The 18,022-nt window shown below is 67.8% G+C and carries 13 protein-coding genes; 8 read left to right on the top strand and 5 right to left on the bottom strand.

The window, feature by feature from the left end; all coding sequences use genetic code 11:
- Positions 1-228: 228 nt before the first annotated feature.
- Genes pssA through GTZ97_RS10065 form a run of 4 tightly spaced genes read right to left on the bottom strand, consistent with a single transcriptional unit; the run spans position 229 to position 3,991 of the window.
- Complete coding sequence (pssA, locus tag GTZ97_RS10080; RefSeq protein ID WP_161650457.1) at positions 229-1,065, bottom strand: CDP-diacylglycerol--serine O-phosphatidyltransferase; 837 nt, start codon at positions 1,063-1,065, stop codon at positions 229-231.
- Positions 1,062-1,709 (bottom strand): phosphatidylserine decarboxylase, encoded by a 648-nt coding sequence (locus tag GTZ97_RS10075; protein ID WP_236651123.1) that lies wholly within the window; start codon positions 1,707-1,709, stop codon positions 1,062-1,064. The genes pssA and GTZ97_RS10075 overlap by 4 nt, the downstream gene beginning before the upstream one ends.
- Positions 1,706-3,040 (bottom strand): mechanosensitive ion channel family protein, encoded by a 1,335-nt coding sequence (locus GTZ97_RS10070; protein ID WP_161650456.1) that lies wholly within the window; start codon positions 3,038-3,040, stop codon positions 1,706-1,708. Before GTZ97_RS10070 ends, GTZ97_RS10075 begins: the two co-directional genes overlap by 4 nt.
- Before the next feature lie 15 nt (positions 3,041-3,055).
- Positions 3,056-3,991 (bottom strand): histone deacetylase family protein, encoded by a 936-nt coding sequence (locus tag GTZ97_RS10065; RefSeq protein WP_161650455.1) that lies wholly within the window; start codon positions 3,989-3,991, stop codon positions 3,056-3,058.
- 49 nt (positions 3,992-4,040) lie between these two features.
- Between GTZ97_RS10065 and GTZ97_RS10060 the strand changes: the two genes are divergently transcribed.
- The 5 genes from GTZ97_RS10060 (at position 4,041) to GTZ97_RS10040 (ending at position 9,924) form a co-directional block, all read left to right on the top strand.
- Entirely contained in the window at positions 4,041-5,021 is a 981-nt protein-coding gene (locus GTZ97_RS10060) for an AAA family ATPase (RefSeq protein WP_161650454.1), read from the top strand.
- On the top strand, positions 5,018-6,049 hold the full coding sequence (locus GTZ97_RS10055; RefSeq protein ID WP_161650453.1) for a DUF58 domain-containing protein: 1,032 nt from the start codon (positions 5,018-5,020) through the stop codon (positions 6,047-6,049). The genes GTZ97_RS10060 and GTZ97_RS10055 overlap by 4 nt, the downstream gene beginning before the upstream one ends.
- Positions 6,046-8,199 carry a transglutaminase TgpA family protein gene (locus tag GTZ97_RS10050; protein WP_161650452.1) on the top strand — a complete coding sequence of 718 codons (2,154 nt, stop codon included), beginning with the start codon at positions 6,046-6,048 and terminating at the stop codon, positions 8,197-8,199. The genes GTZ97_RS10055 and GTZ97_RS10050 overlap by 4 nt, the downstream gene beginning before the upstream one ends.
- Positions 8,200-8,250: 51 nt before the next feature.
- Complete coding sequence (mltB, locus tag GTZ97_RS10045) at positions 8,251-9,450, top strand: lytic murein transglycosylase B (RefSeq protein WP_161650451.1); 1,200 nt, start codon at positions 8,251-8,253, stop codon at positions 9,448-9,450.
- Between the two features lie 132 nt (positions 9,451-9,582).
- On the top strand, positions 9,583-9,924 hold the full coding sequence (locus GTZ97_RS10040) for an H-NS histone family protein (RefSeq protein WP_161650450.1): 342 nt from the start codon (positions 9,583-9,585) through the stop codon (positions 9,922-9,924).
- Positions 9,925-10,038: 114 nt separating this feature from the next.
- Here the strand turns inward: GTZ97_RS10040 and GTZ97_RS10035 are convergent, their stop codons facing one another.
- The gene (locus tag GTZ97_RS10035) at positions 10,039-12,825 is read right to left on the bottom strand and encodes a M16 family metallopeptidase (protein WP_236651121.1); all 2,787 of its coding nucleotides are present in this window, start codon (positions 12,823-12,825) and stop codon (positions 10,039-10,041) included.
- A 149-nt stretch (positions 12,826-12,974) separates the two neighbouring features.
- Between GTZ97_RS10035 and GTZ97_RS10030 the strand changes: the two genes are divergently transcribed.
- Genes GTZ97_RS10030 through GTZ97_RS10020 form a run of 3 tightly spaced genes read left to right on the top strand, consistent with a single transcriptional unit; the run spans position 12,975 to position 18,012 of the window.
- Entirely contained in the window at positions 12,975-14,111 is a 1,137-nt protein-coding gene (locus GTZ97_RS10030; RefSeq protein ID WP_161650449.1) for an HlyD family secretion protein, read from the top strand.
- On the top strand, positions 14,108-16,855 hold the full coding sequence (gene rbbA / locus GTZ97_RS10025) for a ribosome-associated ATPase/putative transporter RbbA (RefSeq protein WP_161650448.1): 2,748 nt from the start codon (positions 14,108-14,110) through the stop codon (positions 16,853-16,855). Before GTZ97_RS10030 ends, rbbA begins: the two co-directional genes overlap by 4 nt.
- A complete protein-coding gene (locus GTZ97_RS10020; protein ID WP_161650447.1) occupies positions 16,852-18,012 on the top strand; it encodes an ABC transporter permease in 1,161 nt (386 codons plus the stop codon). The genes rbbA and GTZ97_RS10020 overlap by 4 nt, the downstream gene beginning before the upstream one ends.
- Positions 18,013-18,022: the final 10 nt, after the last annotated feature.

Here is an 18,022-nt window from a genome sequence, read left to right as displayed (position 1 = left end):
GGCTCTTTCGAAGATGCCGAATTGGCTGGCTTCACTTCACCAAACAAAACGGCCCGCAAGAAGCGCTTGGCGGGCCGTGATGCAAATGGACTGATGTACAGACGTCAGCGATCAACGCGCCCGGGGCACTCCCAGTAGTAGCAGCAGCGATGCGTTGAACGTGTTCATAGGAATCAATATAGCACGCAGCTTTCGGTCTGCGCGGCAAGGCGGGCTGGGTTTTTTCTATCAGCGATGTAGGCCGGCTTCATCGGGCTCGTCGGTCGAGGTCGAGATGACCGACACCGGCTTGCCCTTCATTCGTTTCCAGACATACACACCGTAGCCCGAGACACCATAGACCACGAAGATCGCAAACAGCACGATGGGTGGGTGGATGGTGATCACCGCCAGGCCCAGCGCAATGGCCACCACCACGATGAACGGCACGGTGCGGCGGAAGTTCACGTCCTTGAAGCTGTAGAACGGAATGTTGGTGACCATGGTCAGGCCGGCATACAGCGTGACCGCAAAGGCCAGCCAGACCATCCATGGCAGCGTGCGGGTCGTCTCGCCCATGTCGGTCACCACCCAGATCATGCCCATCACCACACCGGCGGCAGCCGGGCTGGGCAGACCCTGGAAGAAGCGCTTGTCGACCACCGCGATGTTCGTGTTGAAGCGGGCCAGGCGCAGGGCCGCACACGAGCAGTAGACAAAAGCGGCAATCCAGCCCCACTTGCCCAGGTCCTTCAGGGCCCACTCGTAAATGATCAGGGCCGGCGCGGCGCCGAACGAGACCATGTCGGACAGGCTGTCCATCTGCTCGCCGAAGGCGCTCTGGGTGTTGGTCATGCGTGCGACCCGACCGTCCAGGCTGTCGAGAACCATGGCGCAGAAGACGCCGATGGCGGCCAGCTCAAACCGGCCGTTCATGGCCATCACGATGGCGTAGAAGCCCCCGAACAGGGCTGCCACGGTGAACAGGTTGGGCAGGATGTAGATGCCCTTACGGCGCGGGCGAACGACCTCATCGACGTCGTCGTGCGGCAGGTCGGCCTCATGGGGCGTGGGCTGTCGGTTCATGCGGGGCTCAGGCTGGCAAGAATGGACGTGGTGGCCGAGACGCGGTCGCCCGGGCCGACACGCGGCACGGCATGGGCTGGCAGGTAGACCTCAAGCCGGGCGCCAAAACGCACGCCGCCGTAGCGCTGCCCTCGGGTCAGGGTGTCGCCAGGCCGCACCTGACACAGGATGCGTCGCGCCAACCAGCCAGCCACCTGCACCAGCGTGATGGTCTGGCCGGCGCTGTCGATCACGACCGCATTGCGTTCATGCATCGGCGAGGCCGGATCCAGACTGGCATGAAAGGCCGGGCCCGGGAAATACTGGACCGAGCGGATGACGCCGTCTACGCTGGCGCGGCTGACGGGGCTGTCCACCCAACCGGAATCGAGGCTAATGCGCAGGGCATCGCGGTCGGCGTAAGGGTCGCGCACGCGGTCAATGCGCACGATGCGCCCATCGGCGGGCGCCAGAACCACGCCGGGCTGGCTTGGAACCACGCGCGGGCGTTGCCGCCAGCGCCACGCCAGCACGCCGATGGCAAGTAGCAGAGGCGGTGCAAACCAGACCGGCAGCACGGCCACGCCCACGGCAGCGGCCCCCATGGCCACCGCCGCCCAGGCGGGATGCTGCCGGGCGATCAGAACAAAAGAAGGCGTCATCATGTTGACGCGGAGGATACCCCAGACGGACGCGCTTGATGCACCACCCGCTGCGGGAAGGGGATCTCGACACCCAGCTGGTTGAGCTTGCTCAGAATGGCGAGATTCACGGCCGAGCGCACGCCCAACTGGCCGTTTTCGGGGTCACCGATCCAGAAGGAGAAAGTCAGCTCGAGCCCGTCGGCCGCAAAATTGGTCAGGAAGACGTTGGGCGCCGGGTCGTCCAGGACGCGCGGCACGGCCTGGACGGCCGCCTTGAGTTCGGGCATCAGCGCATCCAGGTTGGTACCGTAGGCCACCTGCACCGTCGTGTTCAGCATCAGCTTGTTGTCGCTGAGCGAGGCGTTCTCGACCCGTTGCGTGATCAGCATCTCATTGGGCACGATGATTTCGCGCCCGCCGGGCGTGCGCAGCACCGTGTAGCGGGTCTTGATGTCGGCCACGCGGCCTTCGAAGTTGTCGATGCGCACCAGGTCGCCGATCCGCAGGCTGCGCTCGGCCAGGATGACGAAGCCGCTGACGTAGTTGGCGGCCAGCTTTTGCAGACCAAAGCCGATGCCGACGCCCACGGCCCCACCCAACACAGACAGTGCCGTCAGGTCGATGCCGGCGGCCGACATGGCCATCATGAGGCCCACGCCCAGCAAAATGGCGCGGATGGCATTGGCGGCGATCTTGCGCAGCGAGAGGTTGTCGCCCGCCCCCCGCAGCAATCGCGCCTCGATGGCCGACGACAGCGACAAGGACAGGATCAGTACCAGCACCGCGCTGACCACCCCTTCCAGAAAGTTGCGCAGTGTGATCTCGGTGCTGCCCATGTGCCAGCGGATGGCGTCCATTTCGGCCAGGATGATGGGCAGCAGACCCAGAATCCACAGGATGGACGCCAGCCAGGCCACCCAGGACACGGTGCGCTCGATGACACGCACATGTGTCGAATCGGGCAGGAAGAAGCGCAGGACTTTGACCGTCAGCCGGATGACGGCCAGTGACACCAGCATCGGGATGGCCACACGGAAGACGGTGGAAGGCTCGGCATCGGCCAGCAGCCGGCTGGCCATGAAGGCAAAGGCCAGCGCCATCAAGGGGAAAAGCCCCCCGTCGACGACGTGGTGGCCCAGCCAGATGGAGGCGGTGTCGCCCGGTTCGCGCCCGCGCCATGCGCGCACGATCACCCATGCCAGCAGCAGGCTGCCAAGCAGCGCGGCCAGGTCCAGCAGGCTGGCGGGCTGCATCAAGAGCGCCCACAGTTCGGGCAACTGGCGAAGGTCAACCACAGGCGCCGAGGGCGCAGTCAAGACAGAGGGCAACACAGAGGGCAACGCAGAAGCCATGGCCCCGCAATTCTGTCACGCCTCCATCAGCGCCTTGACATGGGCCGCCACGCTGCGGCCTAGCGCACTGAGGTGATAGCCCCCCTCCAGGCACGAGACCACCCTGCCCTGGGCATGGCGACGGGCCACATCCAGGATCTTCTGGGTGATCCAGACGTAATCGGCCTCGACCAGCCCGAGACCGCCCATCTCGTCCTCGCGGTGGGCGTCGAAGCCGGCCGAGATGAAGATCATCTCGGGCTTGAAGTCTTCCAGGCGGTACAGCCAGTAGCTTTCGACGACATCGCGCACCAGGTGACCGTCGCTGCGGGCCGGCACCGGCACGTTGACCATGTTGCCCGCACGGCTGTCGGCCCCGGAATAGGGATAGAACGGGTGCTGGAACAGGCCCACCATGAGCACCCGGTCGTCGCCGGCCAGGATGTCTTCGGTGCCGTTGCCATGGTGCACATCGAAATCGACCACGGCCACGCGTTGCAATCCCCGGCGGTCGAGCGCGTGGCGGGCCGCGACCGCCACATTGTTGAAAAAGCAGAAACCCATGGTCTGGCCGCGCATGGCGTGGTGGCCGGGCGGCCGCACGGCACAAAAGGCGTTGTCGAGCTTTCGGTCGATCACGGCGTCGGTGGCCGCCACGGCGGCCCCGGCGGCCCGCCAGGCCGCCGAGCGGGTCCCAGGGCAGGCCCAGGTGTCCGGGTCGAGCGCCCGGGTGTCACCACTGGCCTCAAGGTGCTGCAGGAAGTCGTCCAGCGTCAGCACGTAGTTCAGTTCGTGGGCAAGCGCCAGATCGTCGTTGCTGGCCAGCGGCACCTCGCCCGGCACCAGCAGCGCGTCCAGCCCGTGGGCGCGCAACTGGTCTTCGATGGCGTGGATGCGCTGGGCGCACTCCGGGTGTCCCGTCCCCATGTCATGCGCAAGGCAGTCGGGATGAGAGAAATAGCCGGTCGCCATGGGTCTGCCTCGGTCTGCACGCTGAGCGTGTTTGCGTTATGTTGTCGGGATGCTCCGTCACGATGCCCCGCCCCCCGCCACGTTTGCCCGCCCATCCGAGCCGGACGCCGCGCCCGGGTTGCCATCGCTGTCACATCTTGTGACTCAGGTTAGCACGATCATTGTCGGCAAGCACGAGCAGGTGAGCCTCAGCGTGATCTGTCTGTTGGCTGGCGGCCACCTGTTGATCGAAGACGTGCCCGGTGTGGGCAAGACCACCCTGTCGCAGGCGCTGGCGCGCAGTCTGGGGCTGGTGTTTTCGCGGGTGCAGTTCACCGCCGACCTGCTGCCATCCGACCTGATCGGCGTGAGCGTGTTCGAGCGCCAGAAAGACGCCTTCATCTTCCATCCGGGCCCCGTCTTCGCCCAGGTGCTGCTGGCCGACGAGGTCAACCGTGCCGGGCCCCGCACACAGAGCGCCTTGTTGGAGGCCATGGAAGAGCGCCAGGTCAGCATCGACGGTGTGACCCACCCCTTGCCCGCGCCCTTTTTTGTGATCGCCACCCAGAACCCGACCGAGCAGCTCGGCACCCACCCGCTGCCCGAATCGCAACTGGACCGTTTCGCGATGCGGATCTCGCTGGGTTACCCGGACCCGGAAGACGAGCGCGCCTTGCTGGCCGGCCAGGACCGGCGCGAAGCCCTTCAGGCGCTGCAGCCCGTGATAACGCTCGAGGGCTGGCAGCGCTGGCAGGCGCGCGTGGGCAGCGTGCATGTTGCCGACGCCTTGCTGGATTACCTGCTGCGCCTGCTGGCCGCCACACGCGACGGGCGCTGGTTCGTCCAGGGACTGAGCCCGCGCGCAGGCCAGTCACTGCTGCGTCTGGCGCGGGCGCGGGCGTTGTTGCAGGGCCGGGCGCACGTCTCGCCAGAAGACATCCAGGCGCTGTGGATACCAGCCGCGGCCCATCGCCTGCAGCCGCTGCCTGCCAGCGGGCGCAGCGCCGCCGCACAATGCCGCGCCCTGCTGGAGGCCACACCGGTGCCATGAGCGTGCGCGAGCGGCTACAGCAACGGTGGCAACGCTGGTGGGAAGCAAGGCTGCCCCGCAGCGACACCCTCACCCTCACCCACCGCAACCTCTACATCCTGCCCACGCGGGCGGGCTGGGCGTATGCGGTCGTGGTGGTGGTGCTGCTGCTGGCCTCGATCAACGAGCAGATCAACCTGGGCTATGGTCTGACCTTTCTGCTGGCCGGCACAGCGCTGGTCGGGCTGCACCAGACCCATGCCAACCTGCATGGGCTGACGCTGCAATTGCGTGCGCCCACGCCGGTGCATGCGGGCCAGCCGTTGCCGCTGCAGGTGCAACTGCAGGTCGCCGACCGGCGCCCGTCCAGGCTGGGCTTGCGTCTGCGTCTGGCCGCCACGGCCATCGACGCTGAGCTCGACGGCCACGCCACCACCACGCTGCAGCTGGATCTGGCCACCGACACACGTGGCTGGCTGGCCCTGCCGCGCATCACGATCGAGACGCGCTACCCCCTGGGCCTGTTTCGGGCCTGGGCTTACTGGCGGCCCGCGAGCACCGCGCTGATCTGGCCCGCTCTGGACGCAGCGGCGCCGCCCTTGCCGCGGGACGCGTTGGGCGACGTGGCGCAGGGCCGCGTGGCGGCGCTGCAGCGCACGGGCCCGCTCGAAGGTCTGCGCGATCACCGCCGTGGCGATCCGCTGAAATGGGTGGCCTGGAAGAAATCCACCCACACGCTGGCCTCGGGCAGCGGCCTGGTCACGCGTGAGCCCGTGGCCCAGGGTGGGCCGGACCAGTGGCTTGACCTGGATCGCTCGTCCGGGCTGGAGGGCCTGACGCGGGAAGCGCGTCTGTCGCGGCTGGCCACGTGGTTGCATGAGGCCGAGGCGCAGGCCAGCGATGGTGGACCGGCCTATGGGCTGTTGCTGGGGGCCCACCGTGTGCCGGTCGGCCGCGGCACGGCCCACCTGCTGGCCTGTCTGGATGCACTGGCCGTGTGGCCCGACGCCCCGGGCGCCCGCCCGGCACCGAGTGAGGTGAGTGCATGAGCGCAAGCCAGGGATCACTGCGCGCCGCGCTGCATGGCATGGGCGCGCTCAGCCGTGAAGGCCGTGACACGCTGTGGCTGCTGCTGTTTCTGGGTCTGAGCATGGCCCCTCACCTGCCCCGTTTGCCGCTGTGGTGCAGCCTGGGGGCCGGGGCGGCGCTGGCCTGGCGCGCGTGGCTGGCCTGGCGGGATGGCCCCCTGCCGCGCCGCTGGCTGCTGTTCACGGCGTTGATTGCCAGCGTGGCCCTGACCGCGTCCACCCACCAGACTGTGCTCGGGCGTGAAGCCGGGATCACGCTGGTGACGGTGCTGGCCAGCCTCAAGACGTTGGAGTTGCGCGCGCGCCGCGACGCCTTTGTGGTGACGGCCCTGGGCTTCTTCATGGCGCTCACGCAATTCATCTACTCGCAAAGCCCCTTGACCGCCGCACTCATGCTGGTGACGACCTGGGGGCTGCTGACGTCGCTGGTACTGGCTCAACGCCCGCTGGGCCGACCGGGGCTGGGGGCCGTGGGGCGTGCCACGGCGCGCACCATGCTGATGGGGCTGCCCGTGATGCTGGTGCTGTATGTGCTGTTTCCGCGCATCGGGCCCTTGTGGAGTGTGCCCACGCTGCAAGGCGCCCGGACAGGGCTGTCAGATCGGCTGGAGCTGGGCCAGGTGTCCGAGCTGGCCCTCGACGACCGCATCGCCATGCGCGTGCGCTTCGAGGGCGCCGCCCCTCCACCTCAGGCCCTGTATTTTCGCGGCCCGGTGCTCGGCGAGTTCAATGGCCGCACCTGGCTGCCGCAACGCCCGGGGCAGCGTGCGGGGGAAGCCACAGACGCACGCTGGCTGCCCCGCGCTGGCCTGCCGGCCGTGCGCTACCAGGCCACGCTGGAGCCACAGACTGTTGCCAGCCTGCCGCTGCTGGACGGCACAGTGGCGGCCCAGCCCGCGCCGCCCTTCTCTGAGCCCCGCCCCCAGTTACGCGGCCGGGACTGGTATCTGGCCCAGCCCAGCCGGGAGCGCGCGGTGATCGACGCCATCGCCTACCCTGGCGTCTCGCAAGGGCCCGACGGCGAGAACGCCATCAGCCTGCGCGACTGGCTGCAACTGCCGCCGGGCTACAACCCACGCACGCTGGACTGGGCTGCCCGCCAGCGCCAGCTGCCCGCGCTGCGCGAGGCCGACCCACGCGCCACGGTGCGCAACCTGCTGACCCACATCCGCACCGCGGGCTTCCGCTACACCCTGAGCCCGGGCGATGCGCAGTCGCCCACGCTGCACGCAATTGACCGATTCTGGCTGGACACCCGCGCCGGCTTCTGCGAACACTTCGCCACAGCCTTTGTCGTGATCCTGCGCGCAATGGATGTGCCGGCCCGCGTGGTGACGGGCTTCCAGGGTGCCGAGATCAACCCCGTGGACGGCCTGCATGTGGTGCGCAACAGTGACGCCCACGCCTGGGCCGAGTTCTGGCAACCGGGCGAGGGTTGGGTGCGGGTGGACCCCACGGCTGCGGTGGCGCCCGATCGGGTCGAACGCACAAGGCCAGCCGTGCGTTTCCCGGATGCCGGCGGTGCGGGGCTGGTGGGCAATGTGTCACCGCTGTGGCGCTCGATGCGCGCCTATCTCGATGCTGGCAACCACCGCTGGAACCTCTGGGTGCTGTCCTACTCGCGCCAGCGGCAGATGGATCTGCTGCGCGACCTGGGGCTATCCAGCCCGGACACCAGCGACCTGATCCGCCTGACGGCGATTGCCGCGTCTGCCGCCGCCTTGGTCGGGGCCGCCCTGCTGTGGTGGGCACGGCCACGGGTGCGGCGCGTCTCGGTCTGGCAGCGCCCGCTGGCGCGTCTGCATGCGGCCCTGCTCGCCACTGGCGCCCCGGCCCCGGCGAACTGCCCCGCCCCGGCGCCCGCAGCCACCTGGTACGCCCACCTGCGCAAGGCGCCACCGGGCGGCCCAGGGTGGACCCAACACGGCGATGCCATCCTGGCCGAACTGCAGGCGCTGGACGCGCTGCGCTATGGCGTGGCAACCCACAGCGCGCGCCAGGCCACGCAGGCCGTGGCCGCCATCGAGCGCCTGTGCCGGCAGTGCGAGCAGGCCAACCGCGCGCGCACCGGGGCCCGCGCCTCGGATGGCGTGCAGCCGACCGGGCGCTGACTTGCGGCACACTGGGCGACCCTGTTGTTTTGGCCCCGATTCCGCCTGCGCATGCGTCTGCCCCGCTTTTCCCGTCTGTTGCCGACACGCTCCGTGCGCTGGCTGATCTGTTCGTCGACCGTGTTGCTGCTGGCCGCTTGCGGCACCGCCGATGCGCCGCTCTCTTCCGCCGTCCCCGTCGATGCGCAACCGGACATGACGACACCAAGCGCCGAACTGGCCCCACCTGCCCTCAGCATGGCCGAGCGGCTCGCGGCCTTGTCTGAACCGCCCGGAATGGAGCCTGGGCAGTACGGGCTGCGAGCAGACGCGCGCGAACTGGCGCTGCAGATCGCCGACGCCCACCGGTTGCCACCCGACTGGGTGTGGTCTCAACTGGCGCAGGCTCGCTTTCGCGAGCGCATCCCTGTGCTGATGATGCCCCCCGCTGGCGGACACACCGCCAAAGACTGGGAAGCCTACCGGGCCCGTTTCATCGAACCCATTCGCACCCGCGCTGGCGTGCGCTTCTGGCAAGAGCATGCCGATACGCTGGCACGTGCAGAGCAGCAATGGGGCGTCCCCTCGCGCATCATCGTGGGGATCATCGGTGTCGAGACCATCTATGGCCGTCAGACGGGCCAGTACAGGGTGATCGATGCGCTGACCACGCTCAGCCTGGATTTCCCCCGCGGCCGCAGCGACCGCAGCGCCTTCTTCCGCCGCGAACTTGGCCAGTATCTGGCATGGTGTCATGACCAGCAGCGCGATCCCCAGACCGTGCGTGGCTCATATGCCGGTGCGATCGGCTGGCCGCAATTCATGCCCAGTTCGATCCGGCGGTTTGGTGTCGACTTTGATGGCGATGGCCGCGTGGATTTGATGAACAGCCCGGCCGATGTGATCGGCAGCGTGGCCAATTACTTGGCCCAGCACGGCTGGCAGAGCGGCCAATCCACCCATTTCTCGGTGGTCACGCCTTCGGAAACCGCATCGCTCGAAACCCTGCTGGCGCCCGACATCGTTCCGAGTTTCCTGCCGACTGAAATGCAGGCCCTGGGCGCACAACTGCCCGCCGCAGCGCTGGCCCACCCCGGCAAGCTGGCATTGGTGGAGTTGCAAAACGGCGGTCGGCGACCCACGCGTGTGGCCGGCACCGCCAACTTCTTCGCGATCACACGCTATAACCAATCCAGCTATTACACAATGGCCGTGATTCAGCTGGGCGACGCCGTGGCAAATGCCCTGCCTGGAGCAGGCGCAAAACCTTGAATCAAAAAACCGGTTTGCACCCCTGGACGAGACAGCCTATTGGCACGGGCAATTCGTCTGTGTATAAAATGCGCTCTGCGTGATGCACCTTACCGGCCCGAATCGAGGTCGGCCAAAACCCAAAGGACACCCATGAGCAACTATCAAGAACTGCTGGCACAAAAAGCAGCCCTGGAAAAGCAGGCTGCCGAGCTTGAAAAGCAACTCCAGGAAGCACGCCGCGCAGAACGCGCTGCCGTGATCAACCAGATCAAGTCGCTGCTGTCCGAGCACGGCCTGACCGTGGCCGATCTGGGTCTGAAATCGGGTGCAGGCCCCAAGGCCGCCGGCGCCGCTGGCAGCACGGGCCGCAAAGTGGCTCCGAAGTATCGCAACAAGGAAACCGGCGAAACCTGGACGGGCCGGGGCCTGCAGCCCAAGTGGATTCAAGCGGCCGTCGCAGCTGGCAAGAAACTCGAAGATTTCGCCATCTGATATCGCGCCGCCCGCGACACAGCGTATACAGAGAAACCGGCCCCGCGGGGCCGGTTTTTTCATGGCCGTTCAGACCGGCCGCCCGCATCGGTCAAAGGCCATTGGCGGGCCTGCTCAACGCCCGGCTGCATCCGGAAAATCACCGGCCCAGCCCCAAACCATTTTGTCTGGGTCGAGATAGCGTCGCAGCGCGCTGTTGACCTGCTCGAGCGTCAAGGCCGACAAGGCAGCATCCAGCCGCGCGGCTTCATCGAACGTCCTGTCCAGATCCAGCAGTCCCACCCAGGCGCCCGCCAGGCGATTGTCCTGAGCGCGAGCCAGACGCCGGAAATTCAGCAGCCCCTGCCGGCCCGCTTGAAACTCGCGTTCGCTGAAACCCTCGCGCAACGCGCGCGTCAGCTCTTCACGGAAACCACGCTCGACCCGATCACGATTCTGTGGCGCAAAGATGGCTTCGGCATACCAAGTCGAATGCAGATCGCGCGACTGCCACTGCACGGCGCTGTAAACGTTGTAAGAAAGGCCATCGGTTTCACGCAGACGATTCCACAAGCGCGAATCGCCGCCCGAACCGAGCAGATGATTGGCCAGCATCAGCGCCGGATAATCTGGGTGGCGGTCATTCAAGGCCAATGGCAATTGCACCAGCAGCGCAGCATTCTGACGGTCCGGTGTATGCAGGCGGATCGTGCCGGGCGTGACGGGCTGCAACGGCTGGGGAATCGGCTCACGCGCTTCGCTGCCGCGCCAATCCCCAAACCGGGTGTTGAGCACCGGCATGACCGCGGTCACATCCACATCGCCCACCAGCGCGAGCTGCCCATGGCTGCCTGCGATGAAGCGCGCATGGAAGGCTTTGACCTGCTCCAGCGTGAGAGCCTGCCAGTCGGCGGCAATCTCATCGAAACTGCGCGCGTGGCGCACATCACCACGGGGATACGGGTTGTCTCGGCGGCCGATGGCCTCGGCCAGCACGGCCTGAGGTTCCTTGCGTTGTTCGGCCAGCGCAGCAAGCGCCTGATCACGCACCTCATCCAGAGCGGCCTGGGTCAGCGCCGGCTCGCTCAGCGCCTCGTGGACCAGAGCCAGCACCTCGGCTGCCGCTTCACGGCGCGTGACGACGCTGGCGCTCAAGGTACCAGCCGACATCCCGAATCGCACATCGGCACGCAGGGCATCAAGGCGATCCTGCCACTGTTGTCGGCTACGCTGGCGGGTGCCCTTGTCCAGCATCGCGGCCAGCGCGGTGGGCGCCTCGCCCCAGCCTTTGAGGCTGTCGGCCGTGCCGTGGCGCAGCGCCACGCTGATCTGAATGGCCTGGCTGCGCGTGGGTTTGGGCAACAGCGCCACCTGCATGCCCGAGGGAAGGCGCAGGCGCTGCGTGCGTGCATCGATGTTGGCTGGCGAGGGGTCGAATGCTGCCACGCGCTCGGGCGCGGGCGCTGGCTGGAAGCCCTTCATGACCTCGGCCAAGTCCACGCGTTGCGGCGCGGGCGCGCGGCGTGGCTCGGCAGTCGGCAGGTAACGCCCCAAAGTGCGGTTTGCCGGCAGCAGATACTGATCGGCCACCCGCTGCACATCTGCCAGGGCAATCTGGCGCACCCGGTCGCGCGTGTAGAAGAACAGCCGCCAGTCTCCTTGTGCCACCGCCTCCGACAGCGCCACACCGACATGCTGCGGATCGGCAAATCCACGGTCCCAGTCCTTGAGCCATTTCGCTCGTGCGCGCTCGAGCTCCTCGGCCGTCACGGGCTGCGCGCCGAATGACTCGATGGTCTCGATCATCACGCGCGACGCAGCCGCCACATCCTGCTCGGGCGTCAATTGCGCGCCCAACAGCAGGAACCCCGGATCGCGCAGCCCCTCCGTGAAGCCGAACACCCCTGCGGCCAGGCGCTGTTCGGTCAGGCGCTGGTGCAGGCGGCCCGACGGCGTGTCCGCCAGCACCAGCGACAGCAGTTCGACGGCGGCGTGATCCGGGTGCGCCCCCGGTACGGTGTGGTATCCGGCGTACAGCAGCGGCACCCCACCCACCCGTCGCAGCGTCACCTCACGCTCACCGTCCTGAACCGGATCCAGCGTGTACAGACTGGGCAGCACGCGCTTGGGCTTGGGAATGGCGCCGAAGTAGCGCTGCACCCAGGCCAGCACCTTGGCCTCATCGAACTGGCCCGAGACGATCAGCGTGGCGTTGTCGGGCTGGTAGTACTGGCGGTAGAAGGCCTGCAGGCGCCCGATGTCCACGCCCTCTACATCGGTGCGCGCGCCAATGGTGGACTTGCCGTAGTTGTGCCACTGGTACATGGCCGCCAGCGTCTTTTCGAGCAGGATGCGGCCCGGGTTGTTCTCGCCCATCTCCATCTCGTTGCGCACCACGGTCATTTCGCTGTCGAGGTCTTTGCGTGCGATGAAGCTGTTGACCATGGCATCGGCCTGCCAGCGCAGGTACCAGTGCAGGTTGTCCTCGTTGGCCGCGAAGCTCGCGAAGTAGTTGGTGCGGTCAAACCAGGTGCTGCCATTGGCACGCAAGCCCCGCTGGTTGAACTCAGCCCAGACGTTGGGGTGCCGCGGCGAACCCTTGAAGATCAGGTGCTCCAGCAAGTGCGCCATGCCGGTTTCACCGTAGTTCTCATGCAGCGAGCCCACCCGGTAGGTGACGTTGACGGTGGTGGTGGGCTTGGCATCGTCTGGCACCAGCAGCACCTGCAGGCCATTGGCCAGGCGGTACTCGGTGATCCCCTCGACTTGCTGCACGGGGCGCAAGGTCGACGTCTTGGCGACCGGCGCGATGGCACCGCGCGTCGAGCTGGCGGAAGCGGCGGGCGCAGCCATGCTGCTCCAGCTCAGGCCGGCCGCGACGGCCACGAGGATCAGACTGCGCAGACGGGCAAGGGGCTTCATGCGATGGGTGGCAAGTGATCAAGTTGGGTGAGTGTAGGGCCCGGGGGCAAAGGTTCCGCCGCGCGGCGCGCAGCGGAACTTGAGCAACATCAGGTTGGCAAAACTTGCCCCATGTTAAAAAAACCGCCATCACCGCTCGCCCTGCTGTCATGCCTCTTCTCCCAGCCTTCCTCCAGCGCATGCCGTGGCGTTGGCTTGCCATCCCCATCGTGGCCGCAGCGGCGTACGCGGTATGGCAGCTTCGCGCCCCGGCTGACGGCGTCAGCAACCTTGCCAGCGGCAACGGCCGGCTGGAGGCCACGCCGGTCGACATCGCCTCGCGCAGCGGCGGCCGCATCCTCGAGGTGCTGGCGCAGGAAGGCGACGAGGTGCGGGCCGGTCAGGTGCTGGTGCGCATGGACACCGCCACACTGCAGGCCGAGGCCGACCGGGCTCGGGCCAGTGTGCGTCAGGCCGAGCAGGCCCGCGCCACCGCACAGGCCCTGCTGGCCCAACGCCAGCAGGCCATCCAGACTGCCAGCGCCGTGGTGGGACAGCGCCAGGCCGACGTGGCGCTCGCGTCACGCCAGTGGGACCGCACGCAGGAACTGGTCGCGCAGGGCTTTCTGCCCCCGCAGAAACAGGATGAAGCCCGCGCGCAGCTGCAAGGCACCCGCGCCGGGCTGGCCGTGGCGCAATCACAGGTGGCCGAAGCCCGCACCGGCTTGAGCACGGCCCAAGCGCAGATCACCGAGGCCGAGGCCGCCATTGAGGCCGCGCGGGCCAGCCTGCGGCGCGTCGAGGCCGATCTGGCCGACACCGAGCTCAAGGCCCCACGAGACGGGCGCGTGCAAGTGAGGGCTGCACAGCCCGGCGAAGTGATCGGCGCCGGCGCGCGCGTGCTGTCGCTCGTCGACCTCAGCGATGTCCACATGAGCTTCTTCCTGCCCGAGGCCGCTGCCGGCCGGCTGGCCATCGGTGCCGAAGCCCGCATCGTGCTTGACGCCGCCCCGCAGTACGTGATCCCGGCCAAGGTCTCGTTCGTGGCCAGCGTCGCGCAGTTCACCCCGAAGACCGTCGAAACCGCGTCCGAGCGCCAGAAGCTCGTCTTCAAAGTGCGGGCCCAGGTGCCGCCGGACTTGCTGATGCGCCACCGCGCACACGTCAAGACCGGCCTGCCGGGCGTGGCCTATGTGCGCATTGACGCCAGCCAGCCCTGGCCCGCGCGGCTGGCCGTCGCCCTGCCGGCCGAACCGCCCCCCGGCGCCGCCCGCCCCGACTCCGCCACCAGCGCGCCCCGTCCGTGAGCACCGACGGCGGCATCCGGCTCGCGCAGGTCTCCCACCATCACGGGGCCACGCGCGCGCTCGACGACATCAACCTGGCGTTGCCCACCGGTGGCACCGTGGGCATCATCGGCCCCGACGGCGTGGGCAAATCCACCCTGCTGTCGCTGCTGGCTGGTGCCCGCGCGATCCAGCAAGGCACCGTCAACGTGCTGGGCGGGGACATGGCGCAAGCCGCCCACCGGCGCGCCGTCTGCCCGCGCATCGCCTACATGCCGCAAGGGCTGGGCAAGAATCTGTACGCCACCCTGTCGGTCCACGAGAACGTCGACTTCTTTGGTCGACTCTTTGGCCACGGCCCTGCCGAGCGCCGCCACCGCATCGCGGAGTTGTTGGAAGCCACCGGCCTGAACCCATTTGCCGACCGCCCTGCCGGCAAGCTCTCAGGTGGCATGAAGCAGAAGCTGGGCCTGTGTTGCGCCCTCATCCACGACCCCGATCTGCTTATCCTGGACGAGCCCACCACCGGCGTCGACCCGCTGTCGCGCCGCCAGTTCTGGGAGCTGATCGACCGCATCCGCCAGCGCCGCCCCGGCATGACGGTCATCGTCGCGACCGCCTACATGGAAGAGGCCGACCGCTTCGATTACCTCGTGGCCATGGACGGCGGCCGGGTGCTCGCCACCGGCAGCCCGACCGAGCTGCGCGCGCGCACCGGCACCGACCGGCTGGAGGCTGCCTTCATCGCGCTGCTGCCGCAAGCCCGGCGCGCGGGTCACCACGCGCTGGTCGTGCCGCCCCGCCCCCCTCACCACGACGGCATGGCCATTGAAGCCCATGGACTGACCTGCCGCTTTGGTGACTTCACTGCGGTCGACCGCGTCGATCTGGCCATTCAGCGCGGTGAGATCTTCGGCTTCCTTGGCTCCAACGGCTGCGGCAAGACGACCACGATGAAGATGCTCACCGGCCTGCTGCCGGCCACCGAGGGCACGGCCACGGTGTTCGGCCAGGCCGTGGACGCGCAGGATCTGTCGACCCGGCGGCGCGTGGGCTACATGTCGCAAGGCTTTTCGCTGTATGGCGAGCTGACCGTGCGCCAGAACCTCGTGCTGCACGCGCGCCTGTTCGGGCTGGGCGCCGACGAGGTGGCGCAGCGCACCGCCGCGATGCTGTCGCGCTTCGAGCTCGAACAGGTGGCTGATCAGTTGCCCGAAGGCCTGCCGCTGGGCGTGCGCCAGCGCCTGTCGCTGGCTGTCGCCATGGTGCATGGCCCCGACTTGCTCATTCTGGACGAGCCCACCTCCGGCGTCGACCCCGTGGCGCGCGACCGCTTCTGGGAGTTGATGATCCAGCTGTCGCGCGAGGACGGCGTCACGCTGTTCATCTCGACCCACTTCATGAACGAGGCCGAGCGCTGTGACCGCATCTCGCTCATGCATGCCGGTCGCGTGCTCGACAGCGGCACGCCCGCAGCCCTGGTGGCGCGCCACGGCCACGCCAACCTGGAAGACACGTTTGTGGCGCTGCTGCAGGCAGCGCAACGACCTGCCCACGTTGCCAGCCCGCCCCCAGCCGCCGACTCCGCCCGCGCCATCACGCCAGCCCCGCCCGCGCGCCCCGCCACCGCCACCCGCCTGCCTCGTTTCAGCCTTGGCAGGCTGCTGAGCTACGCCCACCGCGAATCGCTGGAGTTGCGCCGCGATCCCATCCGTCTGACCCTGGCGCTGCTGGGCACCGCCTTGCTGATGCTCATCATGGGCTATGGCATCAGCATGGACGTGCAGGACCTGCGCTTCGCCGTGATGGACCGCGACCAGACCACACTGAGCCGCAGCTACGTCAACCACCTGGCTGGTTCCCCCTACTTCATCGAGCAGCCTGCGATTGCCAGCGAAGCCGACATGGACCGCCGCCTGCGCTCAGGCGAACTCAGCGTGGCGCTGGAGATCCCGCCCCGCTTCACCGAAGACCTGATGCGCGGCCGGCCCGCGCGCATCGGCGTGTGGGTGGATGGGGCCATGCCCCAGCGCGCCGAAACCATTGCCGGCTACGTGCAAGGCCTGCATGCCAGCTTCCTGGTTGACGAACTCAGCCGGCGGGGCCTCGCGCCCGTGCCCGCGGCCACCGTCGAGGTGCGCTACCGCTACAACCCCGACGTGCGCAGCCTCAACGCCATGGTGCCGGCGGTCATCCCCATCCTGCTCATCTTCATCCCGGCCATGCTGACCGCCCTGGGCGTGGTGCGCGAGAAGGAACTCGGCTCCATCGTCAACCTCTACGTCACCCCGGTCACACGGCTGGAGTTCCTGCTGGGCAAGCAGCTGCCTTATGTGCTGACCGCCATGGTGAACTTCGCACTGATGACGATCATGGCGGTGTGGCTGTTCGGCGTGCCGCTCAAGGGCAGCCTCTGGGCGCTGACGCTGGGCGCCTGGCTGTACGCGATGGCCGCGACCGGCCTGGGCCTGCTGATGTCCACCTTCACCCGCAGCCAGATCGCAGCCATCTTTGGCACGGCGCTGGCCACCATGCTGCCGGCCATCCAGTTCTCGGGGATCATCAACCCTGTCTCGTCGCTTGAAGGCGCCGGGGCCATCATTGGTCAGATCTACCCCACGGGGCCGTTTCTCATCATCAGCCGGGGCGCCTACTCGAAAGGCCTCGGGCTGACCGATCTCTGGCCCCAGTACCTGCCCCTGATTGCGCTGATTCCGGTGCTCACCGTGGCCTGTGTGGCCCTGTTGAGGAAGCAGGACCGATGAGCCACGTCCCCCGCCCAGCCCTGTCCATCGTGCCCGCCTTGCGCCGCGTCTGGGAGCTCGGCGTCAAGGAGCTGCGCAGCCTGTGGCGCGACCGCCTGTTGCTGCTGTTCGTGATCTGGGCGTTTTCGGGGGCGCTTTACACGGCTGCCAAGGGCGCCCCTGACCGGCTGCACCGCGCCGCCATGGCGGTGGTGGACGAAGACCAGTCCACCCTGTCGCAACGCATCACCGGGGCCTTCTATCCGCCCCACTTCATGCCCCCCGAGCAGATCAGCCTGCAGGGCATGGACGCAGGCATGGATGCCGGGCGCTACACCTTCACGCTCAACATCCCACCCCAGTTCGAACGCGACGTGCTGGCCGGACGCAGCCCGGCCATCCAGCTCAATGTGGACGCCACGCAGATGAGCCAGGCCTTCCTCGGGGCGGGTTACATCAACCAGATCGCACTGGGCGAGGTCAACGAATACGTGGCGCGTGTGCGCCAGCAGACCCTGAGTCCCGTCGAGCTCGACCTGCGCATGCGCTTCAACCCCGCGCTGGACGAGAGCTGGTTCATGGGGGTGATGGAGCTGATCAACAACGTCACGATGCTGTCCATCATCCTCACCGGTGCCGCCCTCATCCGCGAGCGCGAGCACGGCACCATCGAACACCTGCTCGTGTTGCCGCTGCGCCCCGTCGAGATCATGCTGGCCAAGGTGTGGTCCATGGGGCTGGTCGTGCTGGTGGCCACATATGCGGCCCTGCACTTCGTGCTGGCCCAGGCGCTGCACATGCCCATCACCGGCTCGGCCGCGCTGTTCATGGCCGGCTGCGCGCTGCACCTGTTTGCCACCACCTCAATGGGCATCTACCTGGGCACCGTGGCGCGCTCCATGCCGCAACTGGGCTTGCTCATGATCCTGGTGCTGCTGCCGCTGAACATCCTCTCAGGCGGCACCACGCCGCGAGAGAGCATGCCCGAGTCGGTGCAGACGGTGATGCTGGCTGCGCCCACCACCCACTTCGTCGCCTTCGCCCAAGCCATCCTGTACCGGGGCGCCGGGCTGGACATCGTGTGGCCGCACTTCGCGGCGATTGCCGCCATTGGTGCGGCCTTCTTCTACGGCGCACTGCACCGCTTCCGCCGCGCCGTCAGCCAGATGCAGGGCTGAGCGCGCACGC

Source organism: Aquabacterium fontiphilum, assembly GCF_009909205.1.
In the GTDB taxonomy this organism is placed as follows: domain Bacteria; phylum Pseudomonadota; class Gammaproteobacteria; order Burkholderiales; family Burkholderiaceae_C; genus Aquabacterium; species Aquabacterium fontiphilum.
This window is presented reverse-complemented; position numbering and strand designations above follow the sequence as displayed.

Bases quoted from the DNA above. Each gene is read 5' to 3' on its own strand.
- GTZ97_RS10030 (WP_161650449.1), top strand. From the start codon at position 12,975: ATGCCTCTTCTCCCAGCCTTCCTCCAGCGCATGCCGTGGCGTTGGCTT.
- mltB (WP_161650451.1), top strand. From the start codon at position 8,251: ATGCGTCTGCCCCGCTTTTCCCGTCTGTTGCCGACACGCTCCGTGCGC.
- GTZ97_RS10070 (WP_161650456.1), bottom strand. From the start codon at position 3,040: ATGGCTTCTGCGTTGCCCTCTGTGTTGCCCTCTGTCTTGACTGCGCCC.
- GTZ97_RS10020 (WP_161650447.1), top strand. From the start codon at position 16,852: ATGAGCCACGTCCCCCGCCCAGCCCTGTCCATCGTGCCCGCCTTGCGC.
- GTZ97_RS10060 (WP_161650454.1), top strand. From the start codon at position 4,041: ATGCTCCGTCACGATGCCCCGCCCCCCGCCACGTTTGCCCGCCCATCC.
- GTZ97_RS10050 (WP_161650452.1), top strand. From the start codon at position 6,046: ATGAGCGCAAGCCAGGGATCACTGCGCGCCGCGCTGCATGGCATGGGC.
- GTZ97_RS10035 (WP_236651121.1), bottom strand. From the start codon at position 12,825: ATGAAGCCCCTTGCCCGTCTGCGCAGTCTGATCCTCGTGGCCGTCGCG.
- pssA (WP_161650457.1), bottom strand. From the start codon at position 1,065: ATGAACCGACAGCCCACGCCCCATGAGGCCGACCTGCCGCACGACGAC.
- GTZ97_RS10040 (WP_161650450.1), top strand. From the start codon at position 9,583: ATGAGCAACTATCAAGAACTGCTGGCACAAAAAGCAGCCCTGGAAAAG.
- GTZ97_RS10075 (WP_236651123.1), bottom strand. From the start codon at position 1,709: ATGATGACGCCTTCTTTTGTTCTGATCGCCCGGCAGCATCCCGCCTGG.
- GTZ97_RS10065 (WP_161650455.1), bottom strand. From the start codon at position 3,991: ATGGCGACCGGCTATTTCTCTCATCCCGACTGCCTTGCGCATGACATG.
- GTZ97_RS10055 (WP_161650453.1), top strand. From the start codon at position 5,018: ATGAGCGTGCGCGAGCGGCTACAGCAACGGTGGCAACGCTGGTGGGAA.